At 67.6% G+C, this 13,050-nt stretch carries 9 protein-coding genes and 1 tRNA gene; 7 read left to right on the plus strand and 3 right to left on the minus strand.

Annotated features, from left to right (window positions below; translation table 11 throughout):
• Positions 1 to 15: 15 nt before the first annotated feature.
• From DEJ08_RS12390 to DEJ08_RS12400, 3 genes are all read left to right on the plus strand, one after another.
• Positions 16 to 2,577, plus strand: a complete 2,562-nt coding sequence (locus tag DEJ08_RS12390) for a transglycosylase domain-containing protein (RefSeq protein WP_111054444.1) — start codon at positions 16 to 18, stop codon at positions 2,575 to 2,577.
• Positions 2,574 to 3,530 (plus strand): metallophosphoesterase, encoded by a 957-nt coding sequence (locus DEJ08_RS12395; protein WP_111054443.1) that lies wholly within the window; start codon positions 2,574 to 2,576, stop codon positions 3,528 to 3,530. The genes DEJ08_RS12390 and DEJ08_RS12395 overlap by 4 nt, the downstream gene beginning before the upstream one ends.
• A gap of 93 nt (positions 3,531 to 3,623) precedes the next feature.
• Positions 3,624 to 3,697, plus strand: a tRNA-Pro gene (locus tag DEJ08_RS12400).
• 280 nt (positions 3,698 to 3,977) lie between these two features.
• Here the strand turns inward: DEJ08_RS12400 and DEJ08_RS12405 are convergent.
• Both DEJ08_RS12405 and DEJ08_RS12410 read right to left on the minus strand, forming a co-directional pair.
• Positions 3,978 to 4,427: a hypothetical protein gene (locus DEJ08_RS12405; protein WP_146248482.1), complete on the minus strand. Its 450-nt coding sequence runs from the start codon at positions 4,425 to 4,427 to the stop codon at positions 3,978 to 3,980.
• Between the two features lie 178 nt (positions 4,428 to 4,605).
• Positions 4,606 to 5,124: a hypothetical protein gene (locus tag DEJ08_RS12410; protein WP_111054441.1), complete on the minus strand. Its 519-nt coding sequence runs from the start codon at positions 5,122 to 5,124 to the stop codon at positions 4,606 to 4,608.
• A 618-nt stretch (positions 5,125 to 5,742) separates the two neighbouring features.
• On the opposite strand from DEJ08_RS12410, the gene DEJ08_RS12415 reads away from it, so the two are divergent.
• The 4 genes from DEJ08_RS12415 to DEJ08_RS12430 all read left to right on the plus strand — a co-directional run bounded on the left by DEJ08_RS12415 (position 5,743) and on the right by DEJ08_RS12430 (position 11,809).
• Positions 5,743 to 9,507, plus strand: a complete 3,765-nt coding sequence (locus DEJ08_RS12415) for an SGNH/GDSL hydrolase family protein (RefSeq protein WP_284180467.1) — start codon at positions 5,743 to 5,745, stop codon at positions 9,505 to 9,507.
• Positions 9,508 to 9,638: 131 nt separating this feature from the next.
• On the plus strand, positions 9,639 to 10,004 hold the full coding sequence (locus DEJ08_RS12420) for a hypothetical protein (RefSeq protein WP_146248480.1): 366 nt from the start codon (positions 9,639 to 9,641) through the stop codon (positions 10,002 to 10,004).
• Positions 10,005 to 10,160: 156 nt separating this feature from the next.
• Positions 10,161 to 11,195: a sensor histidine kinase gene (locus DEJ08_RS12425; protein ID WP_111054438.1), complete on the plus strand. Its 1,035-nt coding sequence runs from the start codon at positions 10,161 to 10,163 to the stop codon at positions 11,193 to 11,195.
• Complete coding sequence (locus DEJ08_RS12430; protein ID WP_111031965.1) at positions 11,192 to 11,809, plus strand: response regulator transcription factor; 618 nt, start codon at positions 11,192 to 11,194, stop codon at positions 11,807 to 11,809. Before DEJ08_RS12425 ends, DEJ08_RS12430 begins: the two co-directional genes overlap by 4 nt.
• 75 nt (positions 11,810 to 11,884) lie before the next feature.
• On the opposite strand, the gene DEJ08_RS12435 is transcribed toward DEJ08_RS12430, so the two are convergent.
• Positions 11,885 to 12,928 (minus strand): LLM class flavin-dependent oxidoreductase, encoded by a 1,044-nt coding sequence (locus DEJ08_RS12435; protein WP_111038067.1) that lies wholly within the window; start codon positions 12,926 to 12,928, stop codon positions 11,885 to 11,887.
• Positions 12,929 to 13,050: the final 122 nt, after the last annotated feature.

The following is a 13,050-nucleotide window of genomic DNA, read 5'->3' on the forward strand; positions in this document are numbered from 1 at the left end:
TTTAGGCTGCATCCTATGTCTGCCCAGAAGACGTCTGCATCGCGGACCAAGCCCGTCTCAGCAGTCGGCGCCTTCATCGGATTCGTCGGGTTCAGTGCCCTCGCCGGCCTGCTCGTCACGATCGGGGTCACCCCGGCCATCGCCGTCGCCGGTGTCACGACGACGTCCACGATCGGTGTGTTCGAGTCCCTGCCGGAGTACATCGAGATCGGTGACCTGCCGCAGCGCAACGAGCTGTACGCGTACTCGGGCGGCAAGTCGGTGCACTTCGCCACCCTGTACGACCAGAACCGCCAAGAGCTGAAGTTCGACCAGATCAGCGACCAGCTGAAGAACGCGGCGATCGACGGCGAGGACAAGCGCTTCTACGACCACGGCGGCGTCGACATGACGTCGCTCATCCGCGCCGGTGTGGGCAGCATCGCGGGCGGCCTCGGCGACTCGGGCGGTGGATCGACGCTGACCATGCAGCTCGTCCGCAACATCAAGATGAACGAAGCCCTGAACCTCCCCACCAAGAAGGAGCAGGAGAAGGCCTACAACGAGGCCGTCGAGCAGACCATCCCCCGCAAGCTGGAGGAGATGAAGCTCGCGATCGGGCTGGCGAAGAAGTACTCCAAGAAGGAGATCCTCACCGCCTACCTGAACATCGCCTACTTCGGCGACCAGACCTACGGCGTGCAGGCTGCGGCGCAGCACTACTACAACAAGAGCGCGACCGACCTGACCCCGGCCGAGGCCGCGTCGCTCATCGCGATCGTGCAGTACCCCGAGGCGCGCAACCTGTCGAGCCCGAAGAAGTACGACGCCAACGTCGCCCGGCGCAACGTCGTGCTCCGTTCGATGTACGACCAGAAGAACCTCACGGAGGCCGAGTACCGAACGGCCCGCCAGTCGAAGCCGGCGGACTACGTGCACCTGACCCAGCCCTCGCAGGGCTGCCGGTCCTCGGTCGGTGACGGCTCGCAGTTCTTCTGCGACTACGCCAAGAAGGTCGTGCTCGAGATGTCGCAGCTCGGCTCGTCGCAGAAGGCACGTGACACCGCGTGGCGCAACGGCGGCTACAAGATCCAGACGACGCTGAACATCGACCTGAACGCCGAGCAGAAGCGTCTTCTGAACACCTACGACAACAAGGCCGAGACGAACCTGGCCCTGGGGTCGACGCTCAACTCGATCGAGGCCGGTTCGGGGCGCATCATCACGATGGCGCAGAACAAGGACTTCGACGAGTCGCTGAAGTCCGCACCCACGTCGACCAGCATCAACTACAGCGTCGACTACAAGTACGGCAGCTCGGGCGGCTTCCAGACGGGCTCGACGTACAAGCTGTTCACGCTGCTCGACTGGGTCAAGGCCGGACACGGCCTGAACGAAACCGTGAGCGGTGCCGAACGAACGGTGTCCCCCTGGACCATCTGTGGCCAGACGGTCGGAACCCCCTTCCCGGTGTCGAACGACGCTCCGGGCGAGGGTGGCAACTGGAGCGTGATGGGAGCCACTGCAGGCTCGATCAACGGTGCGTTCGCATCGATGGCCCAGAAGCTCGATCTCTGCGACATCCGTGACATCGCACAGTCGCTCGGTGTCCACCGTGCGGACGGCGGAGAGCTGCAGTACCAGAACCCCTCCGCGATCCTGGGCACGAACGAGATCGCTCCGATGACGATGGCCGCGGCCTACGCCGCCGTCGCGAACAACGGCATCTACTGCAAGCCGATCGCCATCGACGAGATCACCTCGCCGTCCGGCAAGAAGCTCGGTGGCCAGACCAAGGACTGCCAGCAGGCCGTTGATCCGGCCTTCGCCCAGGCAGCGATCTACGCGATGAAGGGCACGATCAGGAGCGGAACGGCAGTGGGCGCGCAGACGCCCGACGGCACCCAGCTGTTCGCCAAGACGGGTACCACCGACGAGGCTGACCAGATCTGGCTCGTCGGTGCGAGTTCGCGGGTCGCCACCGCCTACTGGCAGGGCAACACCGACGGCAAGAAGAACAACCTCCGTCACTACAGCAACGGTGTCGGCGGAACGTACGCTGGAGACCGCGCCAAGGTCTGGCGCGAGGCGATGACCCCGATCAACGCGATCTACCCCGCCGGCCCGTTCACGGACCCGCAGCAGAACGCGATCCGCGGAAACGCCAAGGCACTGCCGAACCTGCAGGGCAAGACGGCTGACGAGGCCCGCGCTGCGATCTCGGGCGCCGGGTTCACCTACGTGGACGGCGGCGCGCGTCCCGGCCCGGGGAACCCCGGCTCCGTGACCTCGACGTCCCCGGCGGCGGGTGCGCTCCTGTCCTCGGGTTCGAGCGTCACCGTCTACACGTCCGACGGCACCCAGGCGACCGTTCCGGAGATCGGCGGCGACTCCCTCGGGGACGCCCGCTCGGCCCTGAACGACGCCGGGTTCACGAGCGTCAACCTCGCCGACAGCTACGCCAAGGGCGGCGGTGGCAAGACCTGCAAGGTCGCCGCGGTCGAGCCGGCGATCAACGCCACGGCGAACAAGAACGACAACGTGACGATCCAGCTCTACGGCGACAAGAACGGCAAGGCGCCCAAGGACTGCAAGTGACCCGCGGTCGCACCGCACTCGGTGTCCTCGCTGTCGGCGCGGCCGTCGGAGCTGCTTCGGCAGCGTGGGGCTCGCTCGTCGAGCGGCGTCGCTTCGGGATCCGGTGGGAGACCGTCCCGGTGCTCCCGCCGGGATCCCGTGACGTCACCGTCCTGCACCTCTCCGACATCCACATGGCCCCGTGGCAGGCCGACAAGCAGCAGTGGCTGCGCGACCTGAGCCTGGTCGAACCGGACTTCATCGTGAACACCGGGGACAACCTCGGCCACGCGACCGCGAACGCTGCTGTTGAGTACGCGCTCGAGCCGTTCCGCGGGGTGCCCGGTGTGTTCGCCTACGGGTCGAACGACTTCTTCGGGCCCTCCCCGCGCAACCCGCTCAAGTACTTCTCGGGGCCGAGCCGGATGCACAAGGCTGCGGAGCCCGTCGGTCTCGACATCGATCGGCAGACGGCGTTCTTCGAGTCGCTCGGCTGGCTCGACCTGAACGACCAGGCGCACGCGATCGAACTCCGCGGCTCCCGGTTCGAGCTGTTCGGCACCTCGGACGCGCACCGCGACTGGGACCGCCTCGACCTCCTCCCCACCAACGTCGACGAGATGCGCAGCGACGTGCCGTGGTCCGAGGACGAGGATGGCCCCGCACCGGTGGCGATCGGTGTCACGCACGCGCCCTACCGTCGCGTGCTCGATGCCTTCGTGACGCAGGGTGCCGACATCATCTTCGCCGGGCACACCCACGGCGGTCAGGTGGCGGTCCCCGGGGTCGGCGCGCTCGTCACGAACAGCGACCTCCCCCGCCGGTACGCCAGCGGGTTGCACAAGTGGGAGCACCGCAACCATTGGTCGTGGCTCGAGGTCTCGGCCGGTCTCGGCACCTCGATCTACGCGCCCGTCCGGTTCGCCTGCCGGCCCGAGGCCGTCGTGGTCACCCTGACCGCACGGGCTTCCTGAGCCGACGCGCCCGGGAGTTCACCGGATGGTCGTGAGCATCCCCGATCATCGGATAGTATTGTCTGGTTGCTCCGGTACGGAGTGATCACACCGCGGGGTGTGGCGCAGCTTGGTAGCGCGCCTCGTTCGGGACGAGGAGGTCGCAGGTTCAAATCCTGTCACCCCGACACTGTGTTGAGACAGTACGAAGAAGGCCCCGATCCAGACGGATCGGGGCCTTCGTTTCCGTGGTTACCGCGCAGATCCTCGAGCGTTCGAGATCCACAGGGCATGGAGAGGGCGTGGATTGACCGCCCAGGAGACTACACACGTCGGATTCGTTGCGATCCGTCGGCGAACACCGGGTCGCGGCCTACGATCGCGATGACCGGCTCCCCCATGATCGTCGCGTCGCGGCGCCCCGCCGGAGTAGTGTTGACCGCCGTCGGAGCGCCCCGGCGCATCAGATCAGGGGGTCCAGCGCACGTTGTAGGTGAACGAAGCCGACCAGGAATGTCCCTGCGCACAAGTCGACGAACCGCAAGCGCCGTTAATGCCCGCGTTGATGTAGAACGTTCCCGCTCCCACCCAGTAGTTGCCGTTGTCAGCCTTGATGGCGACGGTCTTGCCAGCATTCGCCGTCCCACGGGCGAACGTCGAACCGGAGGAGTTGCGCAGAGCAAGCGTCAGCGGTGCTCCACATCCGCCGGTGTTCGTCGGCCGGAACGAGACCGCGTTCTGCGAATTGCTGTTCGTCCGCGCGGCACCGTACTTCATCGTGAAATTGCATGAGGAGATCGGCGCACTGAGCGTGGTGGTGGTTGCCTGGGCAGGAGCGGCCGTCAGCACGAGGCCGAGCGTCCCGGCGATGGCGGCGAGCGTCATCATGGCCGAACGACGACCAAATTTCTTGAACATGTTGTCCCCTTGGTGATGGTCGAGGTAACGCTGGTGAGCGCTACCTCTCGTACTGGACGTCGGAACAGCGGCTCCGACACCTTCCAACCGCTCGATCGGCGGATGATCTGGCCCGCGAATCGCGGGATGCCGTCGGCGAGCAACAACAGCTCGTCGCGCTCGTCCGGCCAAGCGGCGGTCAGGGGGCCGGCGTGTAGACCAGTCGACCGCAGTCGAGTTCGTACTCGAGGGCGAACGGGCTCTCACCCGCTTCGCGGGCCGCCGACTCCATGCGGGCGTCGTAGTCGACGAACGCTTCGTTCCCGCGCATGCCCGGCATGTCGTACCACTCGTCCACGACGGAGCGGGCCTCTTCCGGCGTGACGGGTGTCCTACTGGATCCGGGGTGCAGCGATGCGTCGATCCAGGCGCAACGCCACCACCGAGCTGCGATCTGCGCAGGAATCGTCGGCGTGTACACCGGCTCGGGACCACTCGCTTCGTCGTCGAAGAACGGCGGCGGGTCTGTCTGGAACTCCACGCCGTTCGGCAGCGGCTGACGAATCGTGTCAGTGGCAGCTGTCCATGCCGCCGCGATGTCGTGCTGGGTGATGAGCGACGGCTGGGCTGATGGCGCGGCCTCGGCTGCTGAGCGTTCCTGTGAGCGCGCCGCGCTGAACCCCACCGCCACGACCAGCAACGCCCCGAGCGCGATCATGAGTTTCGTCGATTTCTGCACGCCAACCCCCTGGCCCAACAACGGACGGGAAAGGTCTCCCCGCTCAACCTTGCGTTTTCCTGGGTTCAACCTAGTGAGCGACCGAGGATGTGCGCTGTCGGTTCTTTGCAGGACGCTCCTGTACCCCGAATATGTACCGCGTCAGGACGAGGCTTGCACGGGTCTGCCATGTCGACCAGTGCTTCACCGCGACCTCGGTTGCGACACCCTTCGGTGGATGAGGTGCTCCCGCCGCGCGCACCGGTCGACCTCGCGCCCTGCTCACATGCACCGGCGGCATGGTCCGCCGAAGAGAGGACAGACAGCGTGCTCTGCCCGCCGCTAGCGTGAGCGAGCATAGGAAACACACAGCGGATTCACACCGCTAACTTGGGGGAAATCTTGCGCTTGACTCGATCGTTGTACGCCGCCGCGCTGGTTGCCGCAATCACCGTGGGTACGCTCACCTTGCAGCCAGACACAGCCCGAGCAGGCACCGATCCATCCGCGGATCTCCCCATCCCGCGCAGTGACAGCAGCGCAGCCGGACCCTCGGCGCTTCCCGAGCGATCCCGTGACTCATTCTCCGGGAAGAACTGGGAGCGGAGCACCGACGCCGTGGTCACATCCACTGGGGATGCCGACGGCTTCTCGGTACTGCGAGGCACGGCGAAGAGCGGTTACGCGATGCACACGTTGACGACGCTCGCGGTGCCGGGCGTCGAGACCGATCAGTGGATCGGCAACACGTGCGTCACTGAGAACGGTGAGTACGTCGGCGTGGTTTACGGACCGCGTGAGTTCACGAACGACGCCCAGGCGTTCAACGAGGGTGGATGGGCCGCCATCGTCGACACCGCAGACGGCTCCGTCCAGTCGCTCGGTCGGGGCTACTCAATGGCGTACTTCAACCCCGGTTGCAGTTCGACCAGCACGGTGGCGTTCTCACGCTTCGACGGCACCCGCACGCACATCGGTGCCGCCGACGCCGTGACCGGACGGCACCTCCTCGACGTCGCAGTCGACGGTCAGGTGACCTCGCCGATCGCACAGGCAGGCGGGCGCGTGCTCGCGGCTGGCCCTCGCGGCATCCTGGACATCAGCGAAGACGGCGCCCGGTCGGTGGTGAAGACGCAGGGCGTCGCGTACGACCTCTCCCTCGCCGGGGACGGCGCCCTCTCCTGGATCGACCGAAAGGGCGACGTCGCCACGGTCCGGCGGCTGCACGACGCCGTCAATCCGTCCGGATCTGCGAGACCAGAGGTCGTTGCGTCCGGAACAGTCAAGCGAGTCGGCGTCCGTTCCGACGCCGCGGGTCGCACGTGGGTGTTGGGCGCATCGAACGACCGACGCTCGGACCCATACAAATCGTTGCGGTTCGCTCCTGATGTCGCCCCCACGAGCGAGCTGTCCACCGAGGGCGCGGTAGCTTCCGAGACTCCGGAGGCTCTCGACACGAACGGCGGGGCGCAAGTGGTCGTCCCGCTCACGAGCACAGCCAGCGGGGCAACCGCGGAGGTCCGCGCGACCACGATCCCTGAGGGGGTCCCAGCGGTCACTCCGAGCACCGAGGGCACCAGCGCCGTCGGTCCTCGCCCCGCCGTCGCCACCCCCGCGAGCACCACGCGCATCGCGCAGGTGGCAGCGACCGGTCTCGCCGCGGCAGCCGTCGGTTCGGCGAGCAACCCAGCCGAGGCAGAGCGCACGTGCGCCGTCGCACGGAACGACGTCCGAATGCAGGCCGTGCAACCGATGCCACGGCAGGTTGAGTGGGCGGTGAACCGGGCCGTGCGCGGTGAGCTCACCGAGGCACGACCGGCGAACTGGCGCAACCTCGGGATGTCCGCGTACACGCCACAGGGTATGTTCCCTCGTACCGCGTTGACCGGCGGTGGCCAGATCCCGGACCAGGTGATGCTGGGCGTCCTCATGCAGGAGTCGAACCTCTGGCAAGCATCGAGGTACACGAGTCCCGGTGAGACCGGAAACCCGCTCATCGGGAACTTCTACGGCACTGACCGCGACGCCTCGACCAGCGACGCGTCGTTCTGGAAGGTCGCGTTCGACAATGCCGATTGCGGGTACGGCGTGGGCCAGATCACGGACGGGATGCGCGTCTCGAGCGCATCGCCAGCGAACAACCCGGCGATGCCCGCAACCAAGCAGCAGGCGGTCGCGGTGGACTACCAGGCGAACATCGCACGTGCGCAGCAGATGCTGGCGGCCAAGTGGAACCAGCTCCAGGCCAAGGGCATCACGATCAACAACAACGACCCCTCGAAGATCGAGAACTGGTTCGGGGCAGTGTGGATCTACAACACTGGCTACCAGGGCCCGGATGACAAGGGGTACGAGGGTCTCGGCTGGTCGAACAACCCGGGCAACCCCAACTACCCGCAGAACCGACTTCCTTTCCTGGACGGACGTCCGTCCGACGCCTCAAAGCCGCAGAACTGGCCGTACCCCGAGAAGGTCATGGGTTTCGCCGCCTTCTCCCAGGGCTTGATTGAACGACAGACGGCGCGCGGTGGCCCTGAGGAGGTCGGTGGATTCCGGACTGCCTCTTGGAACGGTGGCGATGTGGACGGCCCGCGGAACCGCAGCAAGGCGAAGCCTCCGCTGGACACCTTCTGCAACCCGAACGTCAACGCGTGCAACACCGGCGCCGCTCCCGGATGCACCCGGGTCGACTCGCACTGCTGGTGGAAGGCCAAGGCAGTCTGGAAGCAGGACTGCGCGACCACGTGCGGCGTCGCGTTCCACCGCTTCTCACCGGCAGCGTCCTACATGACCGAGGCCAGCGCGTCCGTCGGCAAGTCGCCGAGCTTCCCGCCGGCCTGCGCGAGGACCGCCGAGTTGCCGTCCGGGGCGAAGGTCGTCGACGACCTCAGCCTCTCGGTCGACAGTACGACGATCTCCCAGAAGCCCGTGAACCCGGCGTGCGGGAGCCCCGTCGCGACACAAGGATCCTTCCGGTTCGACTTCGGTCGAGCCTCCGACGGGTCCTACTCAGCGAAGATCGACACGCATCAGCTCGGCGGCGGCCTCAACGGGCACTTCTTCTTCACACACACAAGAGCCGACGCCGCCGGGTACCCGTCCCGAGTCAGCGGGACCTGGAACCTCGGCGAATCCATGGCTGGGAAGTGGGGACGCGTCTATGTCCACACTCCGGACCATGCCGCTTGGACGCAGCAAGCCGTTTACCAGGTGGACCGCGGGGACGGAAAGCCAGTGAGCCGTGCGCTTCCCCAGCGAACCTACGCCAATACGTGGCGGTCCATCGGTGTCTTCCAGTTCAGTGGCACTCCGAAGGTCACTCTGACCAACCTGACCGCGGACGGAGCGGACTACCTCGACGACATCGCCTGGGACGCAGTCGCGTTCGAGCCACTCAGCGCCAAGCCGAAGGACATCATCGTCAGCATGGGCGACTCGTTCTCCTCCGGTGAGGGCGCGCGGGGTACGAAGGGCGGCAACCCCTACTACGCGGAGACGGATAACTTCGGCACCGAGGAGCGCTCAAGGAACGCCTGCCACCGCTCGGATGCGTCATGGTCGCGCAAGGCAGTCGTCTCCTCGGCGGCGACGTCGATCGGCGCGAGGGCAGACTCGAACGACCCCACGCTCGACTACCACTTCATCGCCTGCAGCGGCGCCGTCGCAGCCGACGTCAGCGCGAGTGCGTCCGGAGAGCGCGGCACGAAGACGAGGGAGCTCCCGCAGATCGAACAGGGCTACCTGGACGAGAACACGACCCTCGTCACGATCACGATTGGCGGCAACGACATCGGTTTCTCCGACGTGGTCCGACAGTGCGTCGTCTCGGGCAAGCTTGAGACCCCGTGCCGCGAACTCCCACAGCTGTCGAACGGGAAGAGTTTGGAGAACAAAACAAAGGAACTCACGGACGCGGCCGAAGACAAGATCCTCGGCGTGCTTTCCTCGATCCAGCAAGCCGCTCCCAACGCGAAGATCGCGATCTTGGGGTACCCGCCGATGTTCTCGAACGGCGTTTCCTGCGTGGGCATCAAGGCTGCCGATCAGGAGTGGCTTGACGCTGCGGCCGAACACCTCAACGCGACGGTGAAAGCGGCCGCAGCACGAGCCGACCGGGCGGGACATGCCGTCTACTTCGGCGACCCCAAGACCGCTTTCTCAGGCCGGAACATCTGTTCGAGCACCCCTGCGATCAACGGCCTCTTGGAGTACGACGCGAAGAACGGGGGTACCCCGTGGAACGGGGACAAGCCCTTGGTCGACTTCCCGTGGCCCGGTGACAACGTGAAATGGGGAGTGTCACAGCAGAGCTTCCATCCCAACACCGTCGGGACCGGGTTCTACGCCACCGTCCTGCAGGACACCCTCCGGGGACGCTATTGATGACTCGATCGCGAGCTCGCACCGCCCGAGTCGGTCTCGCCCTCGCACTCCTGCTGGTCGTGACGGGATGCAGCGCTGAGACGAAGGTCACATCGACGATGGACGACACTGTCCGGCAGGTACGTGGGCGTGTGGCGGTCGTTGCCAACGAGAGTGGGAGCCTCGCCGAACTGCGCCGTCGGGTCCGAGCTGGCGAGGCCTACACGCTGCTCGTCCTGGACGCCGGTCCTGAGGACATCCGGACGACCAAGCCCTTCCCGACGACGGCCATCACCGCGCTACATTCCACCGATGGCCGACTCGAACTCGAGCTGTTCACCACCGGCCACGAGTCACGCCAGACAGGTTGGTTCGGTGACGAGGCGACCAACCTGTTCGGGTGCGCCCTGGTGACCGCGGAACCCGGTGGAGGGGCCTCGGCGCGCGGCACGACGTGCGGTCGCACAGTGCTGGAGGTGTTCCCCGAACCATGGGATCAGGTCAGGCTTCACCCCTGACGTCGCGACGACGTGGACGCCTGCACCATGCGCTATGGTCCAGGTTGGACGCCGTCCGCGATCGCGGCGCTCGTCGGCGGGCGATGTGTCCGGTGACCCATCGTGCGGCGTGCGGAGCATCCGCGCCGCACCGAGACCGATACGCTCGCGACCGTCATGGACACCCCCGATCAACTCGCTCCTTTCCTCGCGCAGATCGCCGCCGAGTTCCCCGACATCGCGGACGACCCGGCCCTGGCGCAGAGCCTGACCGAGAACGTCTCGTCGATGATCGCCGAGGCCCACGAGCGCTACGCCGCGGGAACCGACGGCAGCGTCGTGAGCCACGCGTTCCTCGACCCCGAGCACCTGGCGACCGGCAGTCTGCACGCCGAGCACGCCCAGCACCCGGCTGGCGCCATGCTCGCGGCGGAGATGCTGTTCGACGCCTACCTGCCGGTCTTCGTCGACGAGGTCGGCGCGGCGTCCACCGCCGAGGTCCTGCGCGCCACCAGGGCCCTGCACGCCGGCATCTGGAGCCGGTTCCCGGCCGGGGCGGTCGCGTACACGGAGGCACTGCGCCAACGCCTCACCACGGCGCACCTGGACTCCCGGACGCAGATCGCGCGGGACCTGCACGACCGCGTCGCCCACGGCATCCTCGCCGGGCTGCAGCGCCTCGACCTCGTCCTGCTGACGGATCCGCCGACGGACGAACGAGCCGACCAGCTCGACGACGCAGCGCGGTTGCTCCGGAGCGCACTCGGCGACGTCCAGGACCTCGCAGTGAGCCTGCACGCCCGGGTCGGGGATGCCCTGCTCGACGACGCGCTCCGACGGCACGTGCGCGACCTGTTCCCCGACGACGACCTCCTGTCCATCGAGTCGACGGGTGTGGCCGGTCCCCTGCCGAACTGGCAGGCCGAGGAAGCGCTGACGATCCTGCTCGAGGCGCTCACGAACCGCAGCAAGCACGCTCCCGGTTCGACGGCTTCGGTGCGCTTCCTCTGGTCACCCGCAGCGCTGGTGGTGACGGTCGCCGATGACGGCCCGGGGTTCGACGTGGAGAGCGACGCCGACGGCCGCCTCGGCCAGCAGACCATGCGCGAGCGTGCGGCGGTGATCGGCGCCCGGCTCGACGTCGAGAGCGTCCGCGGCAGCCGAGACCACGGCACCACCGTCCGACTGACCATCCCGAGGGGCACCCTGTGACCGTCACCCACGTCGCCATCGTCGACGACCATCGGCTCTTCCGCGAAGGACTCGCCACGATCCTGGCCGCGGTCCCCACGATCCGCGTCGTGGCGCACGGCGAGCGACCGGCCGAGGTGCTCGGCTCCCCCGAGGCCGCCGCGATCGACGTCCTGCTGCTCGACGTCGAGCTGGACGGCCCGCCGGCACGGACGACGATCGCCACGGTTCGCCGCACCCGCCCGGACATCCGGGTGGTGGTGCTCACGATGCACCGGGACGCCGTCCTCCGCCGCACCCTGCTCGATGCCGGCGCGGTCGACTTCGTCACGAAGGACACCCCGAGCCGCGAACTCGTCGACCGGATCGCCCGGGCAGCCCACGCTGATGCGGCACCCGTCACGTTCCCCGTCGACCTGGTGACCGAGGCCCGAGCCGGCTCACCGTTGAGCGACCGCGAGCTCGAGGTCCTGCGACTCCTCGCCGCCGCGCGCACCAACGCCGAGATCGCCGCCGACCTGCAGCTCGCGATCGGCACCGTCAAGCGGCACGTCTACAACGTCTTCCGCAAGCTGGACGTCGGTTCCCGCGTCGGGGCGGTCGCTGCAGCCACGCGCCTGGGCCTGCTCACCTGAGGCGCCACGGAACTTCGTGAGCAGCAATGGTCGGGTGCCCAGCGGCTACCCGACCATTCCTGCTCACGAAGCGACCTAGACGGAGACCGACACACCCGCGGGCACGAGCTTGCCGGCGGCGTGCAGCCCGGCCACGACGTCGAGCGCCTGGTGCCGGTACCGCGCCTGCGCGGCACCGGGCGAGACGATCACGCCGTTCGCCCCGGTCGACGCCACGAGTGCGTTGATCTTCTCCGCGACCTGCTCGGCGTTGCCGTAGGCCTGACGCTCGGTGCGGGCCGCGATGAACCGACGCTCGAGGTCGTTGAACTCGTACGCACGCGCCTCGTCCATCGACACCGGCTCGGGCTTCCGGCCCGAGCGCATCCGGATGAAGGAGATCATGCCCGGGGCGCTCTGCTCGTCGATGACGGCGGGGTCCTCGTCGGTGACGACCTGCACACCGATCAGCGCGTTCGGCGTCTGGCGGAAGCGTGACGGACGGAACGAATCGCGGTACAGGGCGAGTGCCGCCTCGGTGTTGTCCGACGCGAAGTGGTGGGCGAAGGCGAAGGAGATGCCGAGCGCACCGGCGACCTGGGCGCTGTAGCCCGAGGACCCGAGCAGCCAGAACTCCGGCACGTCGCCGTAGCCCGGCACGGCGCGGATGCCCGCCAGCGGGTTCTCCGCGCCCATGCCGGTGAAGAACCCGATCAGGTCGGCCAGGCGGTCCGGGAAGTCGTCGACGTCGAGTCGGTCGGTGCGGCGGAGGGCCATCGCCGTCGCACCGTCGGTGCCGGGAGCGCGCCCCAGCCCGAGGTCGACCCGGTCGCCGTACAGCGCACGGAGGGTGCCGAACTGCTCGGCGACGACGAGGGGCGCGTGGTTGGGCAGCATGACGCCACCGGATCCGATGCGGATGGTCGAGGTGGCCGCGCCCACGGCGCTCAGCAGCACCGCCGGGGCCGAGGACGTGATGCCCGGCATCCCGTGGTGTTCGGCGACCCAGAACCGCTCGTACCCGAGCTGCTCGGCGCGCACGGCCATGTCGATGGACCCCTGCAGGGCCTCGGTGTTGGACTGGCCGTACTCGCGGGTGGCCAGGTCGAGGACGGACAGGTGCAGGGTGTCGTCGGTCATGTGGTCACCAACGCAGGCCGGCGCACGTGCATTCCTGTGCACGCGACGGACTGGAGGCCCGTGGCGGCGCCGCCACGGGCCTCCAGTCCGTCTGCTGGGTGCGTACCGGACGCACGCCGGCA

The organism is Curtobacterium sp. MCLR17_054 (assembly GCF_003234335.2).
Classification (GTDB): domain Bacteria; phylum Actinomycetota; class Actinomycetes; order Actinomycetales; family Microbacteriaceae; genus Curtobacterium; species Curtobacterium flaccumfaciens.

Coding starts and splice junctions, on each gene's coding strand:
- DEJ08_RS12390 (WP_111054444.1), top strand. CDS start 16: ATGTCTGCCCAGAAGACGTCTGCATCGCGGACCAAGCCCGTCTCAGCA.
- DEJ08_RS12405 (WP_146248482.1), bottom strand. CDS start 4,427: ATGTTCAAGAAATTTGGTCGTCGTTCGGCCATGATGACGCTCGCCGCC.
- DEJ08_RS12410 (WP_111054441.1), bottom strand. CDS start 5,124: ATGATCGCGCTCGGGGCGTTGCTGGTCGTGGCGGTGGGGTTCAGCGCG.
- DEJ08_RS12425 (WP_111054438.1), top strand. CDS start 10,161: ATGGACACCCCCGATCAACTCGCTCCTTTCCTCGCGCAGATCGCCGCC.
- DEJ08_RS12435 (WP_111038067.1), bottom strand. CDS start 12,928: ATGACCGACGACACCCTGCACCTGTCCGTCCTCGACCTGGCCACCCGC.